Genomic DNA, 17,965 nt, shown 5'->3' with positions numbered 1-17,965 from the left:
CATGTATTCGCGGCGCAAGGCCCTTTTGCTGGCAGGAGGCGCAGGGCTGGCCGCCGGGGCGGGGCTTGCGGGCCAAGCGCTGTGGCGCGCCGGCAGGCTTGACGAGGCCGCAGCACTTCTGGACCAGTCGCTTGCGGCGCCGGAGGGTGGGATGTCGGTCTTTCACCTCGGCCATTCGCTAGTCGGGCGCGATATGCCCGCGATGCTGGCGCAACTCGCGCCCGCAGGCCATGACTACGCCAGCCAGCTGGGATGGGGGACCAGCCTGCGCGCGCATTGGTATCCCGATGTGGCGATCAACGGATTCGAGGTTGAAAACGACCACCCAAGGTTTCTGCCTGCGCGCGAAGCGCTGCAAAGCGGTGCTTTCGAGGCGCTGGTGATGACCGAGATGGTCGAGCTGCGCGATGCGATCCACTACCACGACAGCGCCGATTATCTGGCCAACTGGGCGGCATTGGCCCGACAGGGGCGACCGGACATAAAGCTTTACCTCTACGAGACTTGGCACCGGACGGACGATCCGGACGGGTGGTTGTCACGGATCGACAGCGATCTGGATGACCTGTGGCTGCGGCAGCTGTCGCTTCCGGCCGTCGCCGACACCGGCGCGGCCATCCATCTGATACCAGCCGGTCAGGTGCTCGCGGCTTTCGTCCGCAGGGTCGAGGCCGCGGGCGGCGTCGGGAATGTGCCGGACCGCGACGCGCTTTTCGCCCGCACGCCGGAAGGAGAGGTGGATACCATCCACCTTGGCGATCTGGGGGCATACCTTGTTGCGCTGACCCATTACGCGGTCCTCTACCATGCCAGCCCTCTGGGTCTGCCGCACAGCCTGTCGCGCGCGGATGGCACGCCCGCGCTGGCACCTGATCCCGCCGCGGCTGAGGTGATGCAGCGCATTGTCTGGGATGTGGTCCGCGCAACGGCCTTTACAGGGGTTGCCGCATGATGGATCTGGCCAGTGCGGTCCTGTCGGTCGTGATGATCGGCCACAGCCTGTTCGGCAAAACCGGACCGGACATGCTGCAAGCAGCCCTTCAGCCCCGTGCGGCCGAGGCCACGGTGCAGGCGCAGATCATCAACGGCGCACCGCTGAAGTACAACTGGGACAATTCAGCCGCCGCCGAAGGCATCGATGCGCGCCGCATCCTGCCGCGCGGCGGCGTGACGGACCTGATCCTGACCGAGGCGATCCCGCTGGCAAACCACCTTCGCTGGAGCGAGACCGAAGTCTACGCACAGGCCTTTGCCGGACTGGCGCTGGGTGCAAATCCCGAGGCCCGGATCTTCGTTCAGGAAGGTTGGCACAGCCTAAAGAGCGGCACCGGTGCAGAGGTCGAATACGACGACGGGGCGGATCAACAATGGCGCGTGCGCCTGCAAACCGACCTCTCCGAGTGGGAGCAGATCGTGGCGCAGTTGCGCAGCGGCGCGGGCGCGGGGATGGATCAGGTCCAGCTGATCCCCGCAGGTCAGGGCCTTGGGGCGCTGTCAGATGCGATCGCTTCGGGGGATATTCCCAGTTTGGATAGCATCGAGGATGTGTTTGCCGACGACATCCACCTGAACGACATCGGCCATTATTTTGTCTCGATGGTGCAGTTCGCGACCCTCACGGGGGCTGATCCGGTCGGCCTGCCGCATGAAGTCAAGGACCGGTTCGGCGCAGCGTTCGACACGCCGGATGCCGCCCTTGCCGCCAGCCTTCAAGCCGTAGCCCGCGACACCGTCCAGCAGTACCGGGGCCGTACGCTGGCCGATGCACCGGCTGCGGTGAAGGCGCAGCCGCGCCAGCCGCGCGCACCGCCTGCGGGGCAGGGCGCACAACCGGCTGCCGTTCAAGGGGCCTCGGCGGGTGCCGGCCCGGTTGCCATCGGCTTGGCACCGGTCACCGACTGGAGCACGCAGCAGCCGTTCCTCGACGTGATGAAAACCGCGCGCCCGTGGATCGGGCACCGCGCCGGGCAGTTCGGGGGGATCGACCATGACGCGCTGGTGGCCGGAGGGCATATCGACGCCGACGGGTGGGTCACCACCTTGCCGCGAGACGCGGCATCGGTCGGCACGCTGATCCTGACTGACATGCCACCACAGGCGCAATCGCTTGCGGGCCGCTATGTGCTGCGGTTCGAGGGCAAGGGCATCGTAGAGCCTTTGGGCCGCGCCACGAATATCCGTTACGGAACGAACGAGGTGCGGTTCGACTATACCCCCGGGCCCGGTCCGGTCGAGATCCGCATCCAGCGGACTTCGGCCAGCGACCCGGTGCGCCGGATCAGCGTGGTGCGCGAGGACAGGCTCGCGCTTTGGCAAGGCGGTGCCGTCTTCAATCCGGACTGGCTGCGCCGGATGGAAGGGTTTGACGCCCTGCGCTTCATGGACTGGATGGATACCAATGATTCCACCCAGTCCGCATGGGGCGACAGGCCCAGGCGCGAGGATGCAAGCTGGGCGGTGAAGGGAGTGCCGCTCGAAGTCATGCTCGATCTCGTGGCGCAGCTGGAGGCCGATCCGTGGTTCAACATTCCGCACCTCGCCGACGACGGGTATGTCCGCGCGTTCGCCAGAATGGTTGCGGAGGAGCTGCCGCCATCACGGCGGGCCTATGTGGAGTATTCCAACGAAGTCTGGAACTTCCAGTTCGCGCAGGCCCGCTGGGCACAGGAACAAGCCGAAGCGCGGTGGCAGCAGGCCGAGACGGGCACGCAATTCTACGCTCTGCGCGCGGCCGAGATCGCCGAGATGTTTTCGGACGCATTCGCAGGCCAGAGGGACAGGCTGGTCAATGTGATCTCGACGCAGACAGGCTGGCTGGGACTGGAGGAGACCATTCTGGAGGCGCCGCTTGTCGTGGCAGAAGGCCGGGCGCGCCCCGCGCTGTCGTTCGATGCCTATGCCGTAACGGGGTATTTCGGCGGTGTTCTGGGGCTGGAGGCGCGGCGCGACGAGATGCACGGCTGGCTGGACGAAAGCCTTGCTCGCGCGACGCGCCGCGCCGATGCGCAGGGCCTGACAGGTCAGGCACGCGCGGACGCCATCACGGCCACGCGCCACGACTATGCCAGCACGCTGGCTGCGCAGGAGCTGAGCAACGGATCGGTCAGCGGGCAGAACATCGATACCGTGGACGATCTGGTCAGCCGGGTCTGGCCCTACCACGCCGCCGTGGCCGCCCGCGAGGGCCTGGAATTGATAATGTACGAGGGCGGCACCCACGTTGTGGGTATCGGACCGCAGGTCGATGACGCCCGCCTGACGGAATTCTTTCACCACTTCAACTACTCCCCGGAAATGGGCGCGCTCTATGCCGCGTTGCTGACGGGATGGCGCGAGGTGGGCGGGCGGCTGTTCAACGCCTACGCGGATGTCTACGCGCCGACGAAATGGGGCAGTTGGGGCACGCTTCGGCATCTGGACGATGCCAATCCGCGCTGGGACGCGCTGGTGGCCGCACAATGACCGTCGATCTGTCTGTCCTGATCCCCGCGCATAACGAAGTGGGATACATCGAACCGTGCCTCGAGGCGCTGCTGTCAAGCGAAGACACCGGCGCCGCTGTCGAAGTGATCGTGATGGCGAACGGCTGCACCGACGCCACCGCAGAAATCGCGCGCGGCTATGCCGGCCGGGCAGAGACCCGGGGATGGGCTCTGCGGGTGATCGATCTGCCGGAGGGAGGCAAGATCGGGGCGCTCAATGCAGGAGACACCGCGGCCACCTACGGCGCGAAGGCCTTCATCGACGCCGATGTGGTGGTGAGCCCGCCGCTGCTTGCGCAGCTTGCGCAGGTTCTGGACAGTGACGCGCCGCGCTATGCCAGCGGTATCCCCAACGTAACGGTCAGCGACGGCGGGTTTTCGGCTGTCTATACCCGCTTTTGGGTGGGCATCCCGTTTCTGACCCACGGTGTGCCGGGCTTTGGCGTCTTTGCGGTGAATGCGGCGGGGCGCCAGCGCTGGGGCGCGTTTCCCGACATTATTTCGGACGACACCTTTGTCCGGCTTCAGTTCAGGCCGGGCGAGCGCCACAGCGTTCCCGCGCGCTACGACTGGCCGATGATCGAGGGCTTCGGTCCGCTGGTGCGGGTGCGTAGGCGTCAGGACATCGGTGTGGCCGAGGTCAAGGCGCTGTTTCCGGCGCTCTGGGCCAATCACGATGCGCCCGCACCCGATCAGGTGCCGCTGTGGCGGCGCGCGTTGCGCGACCCGCTCGGATTTGCAGCCTTTGCAGTGGTGGCCCTCGCCGTTCGCTTGCCCAGACCGGGCGAAGAGCGCTGGGCGCGCGGACGCTAGCGGGCCATCAGCGCGGCAAGCTTGGCGGCCTCGCGGTCGATGTCGTGACGGGCGAGGGCGCGGGCGCGCGCCGCTTTGGCCATTTCGTCGCGTCTGGCCGGGGCCAGATCGGCCAGCTCCTGCATCGCCGTAGCAAGCGCTGCGGCGTCTCCGGCGGGAACGAGCCAGCCCGTTTCGCCCGTCTGCACAAGCTCGGGGATGCCCGCGATATAGGTCGCGATGACCAGCCGACCCGCAGCCATCGCCTCCATGATCACCATCGGAAGCCCTTCGGCAAAACTGGGCATCAAGAGCGCATGCGCGGCGCCGAGTTCTTCGAGGATGCGCGCCTCGTCCACCCAGCCGGTCAGGGTGACCTGCGCCGTCAGGCCCAGCGCGTCGATACGGGCCTCGATCTCGGGGCGCATTTCGCCGTCCCCGATCAGGGTCAGATGGGCGCCGGGGACCGCGCGGTTCAACGCCTCCAGCGCGTCCAGCGCGATCAACTGGCCTTTCTGTTCGACGAACCGCCCGATGGCCACGAAACGCGGCGGGCCCTCCGGCAACGGAGAGGGATCGGGAAAGCGGGCAGGGTCGATCCCGCAATGGACGACCTCGATCCTGTCCCAATGCGCGGGCCCCGCCCAGCGCGCCAGTTGGCTGCGACCGAAACTGCTGATCGCCACCGTGAATTTCGAGCGGGTGACCTTTTCGCCCAGCGACAGGGCGCGGGGCGCGTCGTATTCTTCGGGACCGTGGACGGTGAAACTGTAGGACGGGCCGCCCAGCGCATTGCACAGCATCGCGACGGCGGCCGCGTTCGTGCCGAAATGCGCGTGCGCGTGCGTCACCCCTGCGGCAGCGCAGATCTGCGCCACATGAGCGGCCTCGGCCAGATAGATCAGGTGTTTCACTATCCCCGCTTCGGAACGTTTGCCGCACGACAGGGCCAGACCCAGCGCTTTGCCGAAACCCCGCGGATCCGCCGAAAGGCGCTGCACCACCGACCGCAGCAGGGCCAGGCCGCCCGCCTTGAGCACATATGTGGTGGCGGCGGCCTCCTCCACATCCTGCGTGTCCACCAGCGGCGCATCGCCCGCGCGCATGGCAAGGCGGGTCACGCTGTGGCCCTGACGTTCGAGGCTGCGGATCTCGCGACGGATGAAACTGTGCGAAGGCTGCGGGTAGCTGTTGAGGATATAGGCGAGGTTCAACGTCGTGTCCTTCCAGTCACGGCCTTCGTGCAAGTGCTGTGGATGCTGGCACAACTGCGGTTCGGCGGCTAGGTAGGACTTAGGGTCTGATCCGGAGAACAATGCGGCAAATGAATGGTCTTTTGCAGCGTCTGCGTGGTGGCGCGCTGATGGCGCGGGTGATGCGCAGCGGGGCATGGATCGTGTTGGGCTATGGCGGCAGCCAGATCCTGCGGCTGGCGTCGAACCTGATCCTGACGCGGCTTTTGTTTCCCGAAGCCTTCGGCCTGATGGCGCTGATCAGCCTTGTGACGGTGGGGCTGACGCTGTTCTCGGACGTGGGCATCGCGCCCTCCATCGCCCAGAGCAAGCGCGGTGACGATCCAGACTTCCTGAACACCGCGTGGTCTATACAGGTGATCCGCGGGATCATCCTGTGGGGGATCGCGGTGGCGCTGGCCGTGCCGATGGCGTGGTTCTACGATGCGCCGGACTTGCAGGTCTATCTGCCGGTCGCTGCACTGATGCTGGTGATCGCGGGCTTCAACCCGACCCGTATCGAAACCGCGCACAGGCATCTTCTGATGGGCCGCCTCACGGTGCTTGACCTTCTGTCGCAGGCTATAGGCATCGCAGCGATGATCGGGCTGGCACTGGTCTGGCAATCGGTGGCAGCACTGGTGGTGGGTGGCGTGATCTCGGCACTGGCAAAGCTGGTGCTGACTTGGGCGTTCCTGCCGGGGCAGGCCAACCGCTTTCGCTGGGAGCCTGCCGCGGTGCGCGAACTGGTCAGTTTCGGGAAGTGGATCTTCATGAGCACCGTCTGCTGGTTCTTCGCCAGCCAGGGCGACAAGGCCGTTCTGGGCAAGTTCCTGAGCCTCGAAAGTCTGGGCATCTACAACATCGGGTATTTCCTTGCGAGCTTTCCGCTGCTCCTCGGCTCTGCGGTGACGGGCCGGGTGATGATCCCGGTCTACCGCGACGCCAAGGAGCAGCGGGCCAAGATCGCGCGGCTCAGATACGGGTTGAGCGGGGGGATCATCGCCTTGCTGGCGGGGATGGCGATCTTCGGCCCCTGGCTCGTCGATGTGCTCTACGATGCGCGCTATGCGCAGGCGGGGGGGATCGTCACGCTGCTGGCCGTCGCCTTGGTGCCTCAGGTGATCGGAATTACCTACGATCAGGCCGCCCTTGCCGCTGGCGATTCCAGACGGTTCTTTGTTCTAACGGCCGTGCGGGCGGTGCTTCAGGTTTCGCTGCTGATCGCCGGTGTCAGCGCCTACGGAATCGTGGGCGCGATTGTGGGGATCGGGATCGCCCAGGTCGTGACGCATGCGGCGGTGATCTGGCTCGCGCGGTGCCACGGCGTCTGGGACATGCGCCATGACGCGGTTGCCGCGGGCGCGGGTGCGGCCCTGATTGCGCTGGCGCTGTGGATCAACCGCGACGCCCTGGTGCTGTTGATGCCTTGATGGACTTGACGGCGGTCTAGGACGTCTGCCGGGCGATGCGCGCTGCGCGTCCGGCCTTGCCTGCCGCACGGCGCTTCTCGCGGCGCTGGCGCCATTTCGAACTGCCGAATTTCGCTTCGAGTTCGGGGATGGATACCACCGGCGTCACGCCGGTCTCCCGCTCCATCTGGCGGGCAGAGCGGATCACGGGGCGGCGCAATTCCAGCAGCCACGCCAGCATGATCGCCAGCGCCACAGATGCGCCGCCGCCCAGTATCGCGCGCTTCTTGCGGCTCATGGTGATCGGATAATCGGGCACCTGCGCCTCTTCCAGCGTCGTCAGCCGCTCGCCCTGCGATGCCGCTTCCAGCGTCGCGCCTACTTCGGCGTCGCTCCGACGCGCCGAGATCGTTTCGAGCTGCGCCTGAAGCTGCTCGCGGCGGCGCTCGAAGGCGTCAAGCTGTCGCTGCGTTTCGGGCGAGCTCTGGACGCTGGCGCGCAGCGCGTCGCGGCGTTCGGTCAGAAGGCTGCGCTGTTCTGTCAGCGTGGCAAGCTGCGTGTCGATATCACGCTCGGCGCGTTCGATCGTGGACTGGCGCGCGCTGCGGTCGATTTGCGTGCGCGCAAGCTGGGCCGCGATGATCCCGCGGTCGAGTTCCAGAATGCTTTCGTTGAGCTGGCCGATCTCGGTCAGGCGAAATTGCAGCCCGCCCTCGACGGTGATGTCGTTGTCCTTGCGGAAGGTTTCGATCTCGTTTTCGAGGGCTGCGAGTGCCGTGAGGATCTGTTCTTCCTGCCGTTCGAAAAAGGCAAGGGTGGCGGCGGTCTGTTCCTGACGCTGTTCGCGCATCAGCGCGCGGGTTCTTTCGGCGAAGTCATGGGCCACATCACGGGCGATGACCGGATCCTCAAGATCGACCGTGATGGTCAGGACCGAAATGGTGCCATCGTCGGCAAATCCCTCGCGCGCGGCAGCCACGCCGGTGATCGAAACCGATTGCCGCAGCAGATTGACCTTTTCACTGGGGCGCAGCGCTTCGAGGTTGGAGAACAGGCCGTATTTGTCGATCATGTTCTGAAGGTTTGCGCGCGCCATCAGCTTCTGTTCGATCAGTTGCAGGCGCCGCGCCGAAGAGGCGCCCACGGTCGAGGGGGCCAGTTCGTCGTCGATCTTAGGCTGTTCGACCTGAATAACCTCGGACGATCTGTAGACATGCACATAGCTGGACGCCCAATAGAGCGACGCGATACATCCCGCGATAACCACGAACGCGATCAGACCCAGCCGACGCCGGATCATGTCCAGGAAATCCTGCCATGTGTAAATCGGACCCATAAGGTGCCTCGCTCCGTCCTGCCCTTGCCGTTCTACGGATCTGCGTCCGTGCGGCAGAATGGGCGGATACCGTGGAAATCAGGCGATACTATGACTGCAAACCACAACCGCGACAAAGCGGCAACAGACGCCTAGAAACGTTCAATGCTCGACGCACGCGCGCGGTTCAGGATGACGCCGAGCAGCGCGGTCTGGCCTTCGAGGATACGTTCGCATTCCTTGAGGTGTTTTGCCATGGTCTGCGTCCCGTCCGACACCAGCAACACGCCGTCGAGTTGGGGCAGGAACGCCGACGCGTCGTCGTGGCAGAGCAGGGGCGGCAGGTCGTAGATGACCATGTCGGGCTTCAGCGCCGACTGCATATGCGCAATGCTGTCCAGTGTCGCTGGATCCTGAAGGATCTCCGCGGCATCGGGCTGGACCTGGGCGTTCAGGCCAACCGCAAGACTGTCCGACGCGCGCAAGAGGTAGTCGCTGATCGCCACGTCACCGGCCAGAAAATCGCACAGGTCCGCCGCCGCCGACGCATCCATGTCCAGCGCCGCTGCAAGGCCGGGCGCGCGCATGTTCATATCCATCAGCACGATCCGCGAGGACGGGATCCGCGCAAGGCTGGCCGCAAGATTGGCGGCGGTGAAGGTGTTTCCGCATCCGCCGGTGGGCGATACCACACCGATATTGGTCCAGCCGTGCTGCTTGACCGTCTGGCGCAACCGCGTGCGAAGCAGATCGAAGGCCCGCGATACGTCAGTTTCGCGGAAATCCTCCTCGGCCTGGCTTCCGGGCAGAATATGCTGGTCCTTGCCCGGTTCCTGCTGGTGCAGCAGGGGCCACAGATCGGTCTGAACCTGTGGCAGGGCACGGCCGCGCGTTGTTGCGGGGCTCGGAAAGGGCTCTGCCAGATCCTCGATCACGATATCTGCATCCGTGACCTCTTCTGCCAAGTCGGATTCTGCCAGGTCGGAAAACCGGCGCGGCCGCGTAAAGCTGCCGTCAGAGGGCAGCATCCTGTCCGTCGCCTGTGACAGCGAAGATGTGAAGGTGTCCTTCATGGGCTCAGGCTTTCGGGTCTTGGGCATAACCGGAATATAGGCAATGCAAGGGGTTTATCAAAGATCGGGCCATCAACATCCGGTGCGGCGGGCCATCACCCACACGGTTTTGAAGATCAGGACAATGTCATTGCGCAGCGACAGGCTGCGGCTGTAGGCGGCGTCGACCTCGTTGCGGTAGCCAAAACTGTTTTCGTTGCGGGCCGACACCTGCCACAGACCGGTGATGCCGGGGCGCAGCGCGAAATAATGGGTCGGGTCGCCGTACATCGGCAGCTGGTCGGGCATCATGGGGCGCGGGCCGATCAGGCTCATCTCGCCGGTCAGCACGTTCCACAGCTGCGGCAGCTCGTCCAGAGACGTCTTGCGCAGGATCGATCCGATCCGCGTCACACGCGGATCGTTGATAAGCTTTTGCTTCTCGTCCCATTCGCGGCGCATTTCCGGGTTCGCGGCCAGATACTGTTCCAGAACCGCATCGGCATCGCGTGTCATCGTGCGCAGTTTGAGGATCGCGAAACGATCGCCCCCCCGGCCCAGCCGGATCTGACGGTAGAAAGGATTGCCGCCCTCCAGCCACAAGGCGATGGCGCACAGCGCCATGACAGGCACGAAGAACGGCAGCGCAAGAAGGACCAGAACCGTCTCGAAAACGCGCTTGCCGAAAAGACGGTAGGCAGACGCCCGCCCGGCTTGTCCGACAGGTTCGAGCAGGGCTTCGGCAGTGCGCACCATTGCAAGGCGGCCCTCCAGGTCAAGCGGCAAAGACAGTGCGCGGCTCACGACGAAACCTGTCTGGTCCGGATCGGACTTCATCATTTCTCAAACCCCCCGGGGCTCTGCTTTTACTCGGTCACACCAACGGGTGCGCCATACTCAAAAAGCCGCTGTTTCCTGATGGCAGTCGGGATCAGGCGGCCAACTCGTTACTTTTCGGCGCCTCACATGAGACGCCGTTCTTCTCGTTCGTTCCGGTCCTCTGGTCCGGGAGAATGTTGCAGATGCGAGCGCTGCCTCTGCCACGCCTTCTGAATAACAGAATTTGGTCACAATTGAGGGGGAATTTTCGAAACAAACTGTTTCGACCGTTCCGGCCCATACGCAAGGCACGTTTTACATTTTCTATAGTTTCAAAGGCTTGGTTTGTTTTTTGGGGAATACTCAGCGCGTAAAGATCGCTAGAAAAGGAACATCAAGCTGTTCTTTTTGATGCCTTATTTCGGCCAAATTGTCAATTGAAGTCAGACAGTCGCAGCGCATCCGGAGGATCGTTGACGCAGCGTCATTTCCACAGAGATGAATAATCGCCAGTGCCCGCACCGGCGGAGGCCAACTCGCCCGTCATCCGATACCGGCGTTTCGCCGCTACCGTGGAATTTTCCCCGCAACTGCGTCACTTCATCGACAGCCGTTGCCGTGCCTGCGGATCCACTCACGGCTTTCCCGCGTTCCCGAACGATCTGTTGGAAAGCATAGGTAGGGCGTGAGCGGGCTTGACCTTCGGGTCGGGCCGATCAGCTCTGCGTTGGATGTATTTGGGGAGAGTATACGCTTCAGGCGTTTCACGGATAAGGCGAAATGGTCTGGAGAGAAGTGGCAGCCCGTAGGGGAGTCGAACCCCTCTTTTCAGGTTGAAAACCTGACGTCCTAACCGATAGACGAACGGGCCACTCTGTCGTGAGCGCTTCTCTAAATAATCCGACCGGCGGGCGCAAGAAGCTTTTTGCGGTTTTTTCAGAATTTCTTTTCGTCAGACAGGAGCTGCGTCTTCGAGCCGCAGCTGCACGCTTTGCCGGCCCTGCCACGTGTTGATGTCGAGCCGCCCGGCAAGGTGAAACCGTGCGCCGCCGTGCGATTCCAGCGCCGGTCCGAGGGCGGTATCGAAGGCGCCGAAGCAGATCGCATCGAGCTTGGGGCCAATCCCGTCGCCAAAGCTGATCTTGAGATGGCTTTCCCCGACGCGGCGGGCAGAGAAAAGGCGCATGTCGGAAAAAACATAGCGGGGCGCGGCGGCACCGGCGCCGAATGGGCCTGCGGCCTCGATCTGCTCGGTCAACTCGACGCTGGCGGCACCGGGCATCAACAGCCCCTCTACCCGAAGATCGGAAGGGCCCAGCAGATGTGCGCCCTGTTTCTCCAGCAATTCGGACAGCCGTGCCATCGCGGCGTCGAGTTTTGCCTCGTCGACCGTCAGCCCCGCCGCCATCTTGTGGCCGCCGCCCTTTACCAACAGCCCCTCGCGCGCCAGCCTCTGGATCGGGGCGCCGAGGTCGATTCCGCTGACCGAGCGGCCGGACCCCTTGCCGATGCCGTCTTCGAGGCCGATCACGATTGCGGGGCGGCCGGACGCTTCTTTCAGGCGCGAGGCGACGATGCCAACCACGCCGGGATGCCAGCCCGCGCCCGCCGCCCAGACCAACGGGCGGTCAAAGCCGCGCTCTTCGGCCTGCGCCAGTGCGGCGGCGCGCACCGCGTTTTCCACTTCGCGGCGTTCGCTGTTGAGTGTGTCCAGCCGCTCGGCCAGCGCGGCGGCTTCGTGCGGATCATCGGTGGCCAGCAGGCGCGCGCCGAGGTCCGCCTTGCCCACGCGCCCGCCTGCGTTGATGCGAGGGCCCAGAAGAAAGCCAAGGTGATAGGCTGCGGGCGTGGTATCCATTCGTGCCACATCGGCCAGCGCGGCAAGGCCGGGCCGTTCGCGCCGGGCCATTACACGCAGGCCCTGACGCACGAAGGCACGGTTGACCCCCGAAAGCGACGCCACATCGGCAACGGTCGCCAGCGCCACCAGATCGAGAAGCGCCATCAGGTCCGGGCCCTTGGTGCCCGCCGCGCGCAGTTGCCGTCCTGCTTCGACCAGCATCAGGAACACCACCGCCGCTGCGCACAGATGCGCAAGCGCGCCGTCCTCGTCCTGCCGGTTGGGGTTCACGACCGCACAGCACTCTGGCAGGGTTTCGCCCGCAAGATGGTGATCCAGCACGATCACATCCGCACCCTTGGCCGCCGCGATCGGCCCGTGGGACAGGGTGCCGCAATCGACGCAGATGATCAGATCGTGCTCGGCGGCGAGTGCGGACATCGCCTCGTCGTTGGGGCCGTAGCCTTCGTCAATCCGGTCGGGCACATAGAGCGTTGCCCGCGCGCCCATCTCACGCAGCCAGATGATCAGCAGGGCGGCGGAACTGCCTCCGTCCACGTCATAATCGGCGAATATCGCGATCCGCTCGCGGTTTCGGACCGCAGCCAGAAACCGCTCTGCCGCGCGTTCCATGTCGCGCAGGCTGCGCGGATCGGGCAGCAGATCGCGCAAGGACGGGGCGAGAAACGATTGCGCTTCTTCGGCGGGGACGCCGCGCCGGGCGAGAACCTGACAGACCGGCATGGGCAGCCCGCTCTGTTGGTGCAGCGCCTCGGCAGCGCGGGAGACTTCCACGCCCGGTCCGACCCAGCGCCGCCCCGTCAGTGATGCCTCGACGCCAAGAAAGCTCATCAAATTCGCCTCTTTCCGGGTAGGGTGGGCAACGGCCGCGCCGCCGCCGGTCAGACCTCTTCGATGCGCAGGGCGACGGGGTCGGCGGCGACCACATTCGTCGTCGCCATGGCCGACAGCGCGTGGTCCAGATCGGAACGGGTGATCTTGTGCGTCACGATCAGGACGGGCGCGTGGTCGTCCGCGTGGGCGTACTGGCGCATGCGGTCGATGGAGACACCTGCTTCGCCCAGCACTGCCGCCACCTTGGCCAATGCGCCCGGTTTGTCCTTGAGCGCCATGCGCAGGTAGTAGGCGGCGGGGCGTTTGCTCAGCGCCGGTGTCGCGTCCTCCAGCTTTGTCGCCGCCTGACCGAATACGGGGCCGCGCACACCGCGCGCGATATCGCAGATATCGCTCAGCACGGCGGAGGCGGTCGGTCCTGCACCGGCGCCCGGGCCGCGCAGCACGATCTGGCCCACGGAATCGCCCTCGAGGACGATCATGTTCGTGCCCCCCTGAAGCTGGCCCAGCGGCGACGTTTCGGGGACAAGGCAGGGCTGCATACGCTGCTCGAGGCCGCGACCGGTCATCTGCGCCACGCCCAGCAGCTTGATCTTGTAGCCCATGTCGGCGGCGGCGGTGATGTCCTCGATCGAGACGCGCTCGATCCCCTCCAGTTCGATGCCCGCGAAGTTCACCTTGGTGCCAAAGGCCAGCGAGGACAGGATCGCCAGCTTGTGCGCCGCATCGATGCCGCCCACGTCAAGCTGCGGATCGGCCTCGAGATACCCCAGACCGTCGGCCTCGGCAAAGACTTCGGCATAGGTCAGGCCCGCGTCTTCCATGCGGGTCAGCATATAGTTGCACGATCCGTTCATCACGCCCATGACGCGGGTGATCTCGTTGCCCGCCAAGGCTTCTGACAGGGTCTTGATCACCGGAATACCGCCCGCGACCGCGGCTTCGTACTTGATGACGCAGCCGCGCTCTTCTGCCGTTTCGGCGAGGGACTGGCCGTGCATGGCCAGCATCGCCTTGTTCGCCGTGACCACATCCTTGCCAAGCGCAAGCGCCGCTTCGCAGGCGTCTTTCGCGGGGCCGTCCTCGCCGCCGATAAGTTCGACGAAAACGTCAACATCGTCGCGTTTGGCCAGCGCTACGGGGTCGTCTTCCCAGGCGTAGGACGACAGGGTCACGCCGCGGTCCTTTGTGCGGTCCCGGGCGCTGACCGCTGAGATCACGATCTCGCGTCCCGTGCGCGCCTGCAGCAGCTTCGCCTGCTTGCGCAGTATCTGCACGACGCCCACTCCGACGGTACCCAAACCCGCAATTCCGAGGCGAAGAGGCTGTGACATGGATGGCGGTCCTTCCTGCGAGAAATCTGTTGTCGGGCGATGTATCGCGATCCGCAGGCCCGCGCAACGCATCGTCGACCGTCAAGAGCGGCTATTGCAGACCCTGCGCCAGACGCTGCCGCTCGCGACCGCTGAGAACGGAGCCGCGCAGCCCCGCAGCACGGGCGCGCAAAGCGGCGATCCGGCGGTCGAGCGCGGCATTCGCCCGCTCTGGCGCCACTCCCTCGGCCTGCGCGCGCGCCAGAACCGGCCCCAGTGGCACAAGCTCGGGGTAGGGGGCGGCCTCTAGCGCGGGGGTGATGGTGCGGTCGAGCGCGGGAAAGGTCGTGCATCCGGCCACCAGCGGCAGGGCCAGGCATAACGCAAGGAAGAGGTGCTGCGATCTCATGGCACTGTTCTGCACCAGCGCGGGGCGGGCGCGCAAGCACGGCCTTTACTTTTGAACGGGCGTTCAGATAATTGCCCCATGGCGCGCACAGCAGGTTCCCATTCCGATATCACTGGCCCCAGAGTGCGAGAGGTCGCGCAGCGGCTCTTTGCCGAAGGCGGCTATGCGGCCGTGTCCATGCGCGCCATCGCGGCCGAGGTCGGCGTGCAGGCCGGCGCGCTCTATAACTACACACCCGACAAGCAGACATTGCTTTTCGATCTGATGGAGAGCCATCTTCAGGATCTGCTGGCCGCGGTCGAGGACGACCCGAAAGCGCCGCCGTCGGAGAGGCTGGACGCATTCGTGTCGTTTCATATCCGCTTTCATGCGGCGCGGCCCGATGCGGTGTTCATCGCCTATATGGAACTGCGCAATCTCAGCGCCGAGAATTTCGCACGGATCGAGGCGCTGCGCCGGACCTATGAGGACGGGCTCGAGCAGATCCTGCGCGCGGGCGTGCAAAGCGGGGCATTTCGGGTGACCGACACGAAGATCGCGACCCTTGCCATCATCGCCATGTTGACCGGGGTGAATACGTGGTTCCGCGAGGGCGGGCGGCTGTCACTGGATCAGGTGACGTCGCAATACGGCGAAATGGTGCGTCGGGCGGTGGGGGCCGCCTGACGCTACTGCACATCAGTGTGCTGGTTTGATGAATGTCCCGTTGTTTAGCTCCTGCATCGCCTGCATCAGCTCGGCGCGGGTATTCATCACGATGGGGCCGTGCCACGCCACGGGCTCTTCGATGGGCGCGCCGGAAATCAGCAGGAACCGCATCCCCTCGGGGCCCGCCTGCACGGTGATCTCGTCCCCGGTGCCAAAGCGGACAAGCGTGCGGTCGCCCGACATGTCGCGGATGTTCAGCTCTTCGCCCGCGACTTCCTTTTCCAGCAGGATGCCGGAAGGGCGGCTGGCGTCAACGAACGCGCCCGCACCCTGGAAGATATAGGCAAAGGCGCGGCGATAGGTGTCGATGCGGAAGGTTTTCTTCACGCCTGCCGGCACGGTGACATCCAGATACTGCGGATCGGCGGCGATTCCATCGACGGGGCCGCGCTTGCCCCAGAATTCACCGGTAATGACACGCACCTTCACGCCGTCGTCGTCGATTACTTCTGGAATCGCGTCCGATGTCACGTCCTGATAGCGTGGCGCGGTCATCTTCTGGCTCGACGGCAGGTTGCCCCACAGCTGGAAGCCGTGCATGGCCCCGCGCGTGTTTCCCTGCGGCATTTCCTGGTGCAGGATGCCCGATCCGGCGGTCATCCACTGCACGTCACCCGCGCCCAGCGTGCCGGTGTTGCCCAGACTGTCCGAATGCTCGACCGTGCCTTCGAGGACATATGTGATCGTCTCGATGCCGCGGTGCGGGTGCCAGGGGAAGCCTTTTTCGAAATCCTGCGGGCGCTCGTTGCGGAAATCGTCGAACAACAGGAAGGGGTCCAGCTCGCTGGGATCCTGAAAGCCGAAAGCGCGGTGCAATTTCACGCCTGCGCCTTCCAGTGTAGGGATTGCGCGGCGGGTTTCGATCGTGGGTCTGAGGGACATTTTGGCATCTCCTGACTGGTGTACAGAGGAGGTAGGCAAGAGGGGCCCCCGGTGCAAGTCCCGCTGGCGCACCGGCATTGTGCATCAATACGCACTAGCGTCGCGCATCCGTCGGTCCGTGTGTCACCAACAGGCGGGGCGCGGGTATCCGTGGCATCCGGTTGGGCAGAGCCGCCGATTTCGTCAGAGGTCGCATTCAGGCGCGACCTGTCGTTCTGGCCGGTCAAGCCTGAGGGCAGGCAATCGGGAGACAGGAATGGAAATCGGATTTATCGGCCTCGGCAATGTCGGCGGAAAGCTGGCGGGAAGCCTGCTGCGCAACGGGATCGCGCTGCGCGTGCACGATCTGGACGCGGGGCTGGTGGCGGCCAAGATCGCGGCAGGGGCCAAAAGCGGCCAAAGCCCCGCGCAAATGATGCAGGACTGCGATATCGTGATCACCTGTCTGCCCAGCCCCGTCGCGTCGGCGGCGGTCGTCGCGCAGATGCTGCCCCATGTCGGGGAGGGCAAGATCTGGGTCGAAATGTCCACGACCGATCCCGAAGAGATCAAGCGCCTTGCCCAGGAGGTTGCCGAAGCAGGCGGGAAGGCCGTCGATTGCCCCGTGTCTGGCGGATGCCACCGTGCGGATACCGGAAACATCAGCATCTATGCGGGCTGCGATCGCGCCACCTTCGAGCGTGTCCTGCCCGTGCTGACGCATATGGGCCGCCGTATCCTTCACGTGGGCGGGATCGGGGTGGCCAGCACGTTGAAGGTGATGACCAATTATCTTGCCACTGCCAATCTGCTGACCCTCTGCGAGGCGCTGACGGTGATGAAGGCGCAGGGCATGGATCTGGCCATGACCTACGAGGCGATAGCCATGTCATCGGGTACCAGTTTCGTCCACGAGACGGAAAGCCAGCTGATCCTGTCCGGATCGCGCGACGTCAATTTCACCATGGACCTGATCCAGAAGGACATCGGCCTGTTCCAGAAGCTCGCCGACGACGCCGGTGTGCCGCTCGAAATTTCGCCGCTGATGATCGAGATGATGACCGACGGCCAGCGCCGTTTCGGGATCCGCGCGCAGTCGGACCGCATGATCGAACGCCTCGAAGAGGCGACCGGTCTGCGCATTCTAGCGGACGGCTTTCCGCAGGAACTGGTGGATGACGAGCCGGAAGAGCGTGGCTACGAAGTCCGCCCGGCGCGGATCGGCTGAACGCGCGGGTCTGCGGAGCCTTGCCGCAGGACCTTTGTGCCGCTAGGGGTCTGCGCAAAGGGAGATTGCCATGACAGATCCGGATCATACCGCAGCGGACCCGCGCACGGAGGTGCTGGCCGTTGTGCAGGCCTCGCCCGGTCGCCGTGTGCTGGGCATCACGTCGCTGGGGCTTCTGGGCGTGATGGTCATCTACCTCGCGCTCAGCTCTTCGCCCGAACCGGTCTGGCGGGTGTTCCTGCTGGTCCTTGGCGCGGCGGCGATCTGGATGGCCGACATGATGCGCCGCGCCACTGCCAGCCGTATCGAACTGACCGAGACGGAACTGCGCGACAGCGACGGCACGCTGATCGCGCGGGTCGAGGAGATCGACGGGATGGACCGTGGGTTTTTTGCGTTCAAACCGTCGAACGGATTTCTGCTGCGGACCCGTGCGGGCGCGCAGCGCACATGGCGTCCGGGCCTGTGGTGGCGGCTGGGCCGCCGCATCGGCATCGGGGGCATGACACCGGGCAGCCAGACCAAGGTGATGTCAGAAATCATCGCCGTCATGCTGGCCCGGCGCGAGATGGCGGCAGAGCCCCCGCAGGACTGACTGCGAACCGAAAAAGGCCCCGGACGGTGATACCATCCGGGGCCTTTCTGTT

General features: G+C 64.9%; 15 protein-coding genes and 1 tRNA gene. 7 read left to right on the top strand and 9 right to left on the bottom strand.

Annotation, left to right across the window (positions count from 1 at the left end):
• Window position 1: 1 nt before the first annotated feature.
• From ABMC89_RS06520 to ABMC89_RS06510, 3 genes are read left to right on the top strand one after another with little or no spacing between them, the layout of a single operon-like run.
• On the top strand, window positions 2-952 hold the full coding sequence (locus tag ABMC89_RS06520) for a hypothetical protein (RefSeq protein ID WP_349566406.1): 951 nt from the start codon (window positions 2-4) through the stop codon (window positions 950-952).
• Window positions 949-3,462, top strand: a complete 2,514-nt coding sequence (locus ABMC89_RS06515; protein ID WP_349566404.1) for a hypothetical protein — start codon at window positions 949-951, stop codon at window positions 3,460-3,462. The genes ABMC89_RS06520 and ABMC89_RS06515 overlap by 4 nt, the downstream gene beginning before the upstream one ends.
• Window positions 3,459-4,295, top strand: a complete 837-nt coding sequence (locus ABMC89_RS06510; RefSeq protein WP_349566402.1) for a glycosyltransferase family 2 protein — start codon at window positions 3,459-3,461, stop codon at window positions 4,293-4,295. Before ABMC89_RS06515 ends, ABMC89_RS06510 begins: the two co-directional genes overlap by 4 nt.
• Here the strand turns inward: ABMC89_RS06510 and ABMC89_RS06505 are convergent.
• On the bottom strand, window positions 4,292-5,488 hold the full coding sequence (locus ABMC89_RS06505; RefSeq protein ID WP_349568535.1) for a glycosyltransferase family 4 protein: 1,197 nt from the start codon (window positions 5,486-5,488) through the stop codon (window positions 4,292-4,294). The two genes, ABMC89_RS06510 and ABMC89_RS06505, sit on opposite strands and share 4 nt — an antisense overlap.
• 110 nt (window positions 5,489-5,598) lie before the next feature.
• Here ABMC89_RS06505 and ABMC89_RS06500 point away from each other — a divergent pair, with 110 nt between their 5' ends.
• Window positions 5,599-6,939 (top strand): oligosaccharide flippase family protein, encoded by a 1,341-nt coding sequence (locus ABMC89_RS06500; RefSeq protein WP_349568533.1) that lies wholly within the window; start codon window positions 5,599-5,601, stop codon window positions 6,937-6,939.
• A gap of 16 nt (window positions 6,940-6,955) precedes the next feature.
• Here the strand turns inward: ABMC89_RS06500 and ABMC89_RS06495 are convergent, their stop codons facing one another.
• From ABMC89_RS06495 to ABMC89_RS06465, 7 genes are all read right to left on the bottom strand, one after another.
• Window positions 6,956-8,218: a GumC family protein gene (locus tag ABMC89_RS06495; protein WP_349566400.1), complete on the bottom strand. Its 1,263-nt coding sequence runs from the start codon at window positions 8,216-8,218 to the stop codon at window positions 6,956-6,958.
• 167 nt (window positions 8,219-8,385) lie between these two features.
• Window positions 8,386-9,333 (bottom strand): CpsD/CapB family tyrosine-protein kinase, encoded by a 948-nt coding sequence (locus ABMC89_RS06490; protein WP_349566398.1) that lies wholly within the window; start codon window positions 9,331-9,333, stop codon window positions 8,386-8,388.
• Between the two features lie 45 nt (window positions 9,334-9,378).
• A complete protein-coding gene (locus tag ABMC89_RS06485) occupies window positions 9,379-10,041 on the bottom strand; it encodes a sugar transferase (RefSeq protein WP_439655656.1) in 663 nt (220 codons plus the stop codon).
• Between the two features lie 859 nt (window positions 10,042-10,900).
• Window positions 10,901-10,975 (bottom strand) — tRNA-Glu (locus ABMC89_RS06480).
• An 81-nt stretch (window positions 10,976-11,056) separates the two neighbouring features.
• A complete protein-coding gene (recJ, locus tag ABMC89_RS06475) occupies window positions 11,057-12,796 on the bottom strand; it encodes a single-stranded-DNA-specific exonuclease RecJ (RefSeq protein WP_349566394.1) in 1,740 nt (579 codons plus the stop codon).
• Between the two features lie 50 nt (window positions 12,797-12,846).
• Window positions 12,847-14,133: a homoserine dehydrogenase gene (locus tag ABMC89_RS06470; protein ID WP_349566392.1), complete on the bottom strand. Its 1,287-nt coding sequence runs from the start codon at window positions 14,131-14,133 to the stop codon at window positions 12,847-12,849.
• 91 nt (window positions 14,134-14,224) lie between these two features.
• On the bottom strand, window positions 14,225-14,521 hold the full coding sequence (locus ABMC89_RS06465; protein ID WP_349566390.1) for a hypothetical protein: 297 nt from the start codon (window positions 14,519-14,521) through the stop codon (window positions 14,225-14,227).
• Window positions 14,522-14,599: 78 nt separating this feature from the next.
• Here ABMC89_RS06465 and ABMC89_RS06460 point away from each other — a divergent pair, with 78 nt between their 5' ends.
• On the top strand, window positions 14,600-15,187 hold the full coding sequence (locus ABMC89_RS06460) for a TetR/AcrR family transcriptional regulator (protein ID WP_349566388.1): 588 nt from the start codon (window positions 14,600-14,602) through the stop codon (window positions 15,185-15,187).
• Between the two features lie 12 nt (window positions 15,188-15,199).
• On the opposite strand, the gene ABMC89_RS06455 is transcribed toward ABMC89_RS06460, so the two are convergent.
• Entirely contained in the window at window positions 15,200-16,111 is a 912-nt protein-coding gene (locus ABMC89_RS06455; RefSeq protein WP_349566386.1) for a pirin family protein, read from the bottom strand.
• 256 nt (window positions 16,112-16,367) lie between these two features.
• Between ABMC89_RS06455 and ABMC89_RS06450 the strand changes: the two genes are divergently transcribed.
• Complete coding sequence (locus tag ABMC89_RS06450) at window positions 16,368-17,318, top strand: NAD(P)-dependent oxidoreductase (RefSeq protein ID WP_349566384.1); 951 nt, start codon at window positions 16,368-16,370, stop codon at window positions 17,316-17,318.
• A 70-nt stretch (window positions 17,319-17,388) separates the two neighbouring features.
• Window positions 17,389-17,913: a hypothetical protein gene (locus ABMC89_RS06445; RefSeq protein WP_349566382.1), complete on the top strand. Its 525-nt coding sequence runs from the start codon at window positions 17,389-17,391 to the stop codon at window positions 17,911-17,913.
• The last annotated feature ends 52 nt before the right edge of the window (window positions 17,914-17,965 follow it).

The sequence above is a fragment of the Sulfitobacter sp. HNIBRBA3233 genome, assembly GCF_040149665.1.
In the GTDB taxonomy this organism is placed as follows: Bacteria; Pseudomonadota; Alphaproteobacteria; order Rhodobacterales; family Rhodobacteraceae; genus Sulfitobacter; species Sulfitobacter marinivivus.
The sequence above is the reverse complement of the archived record's forward strand: the minus strand, read 5'-3'. Positions and strand labels throughout refer to the sequence as shown.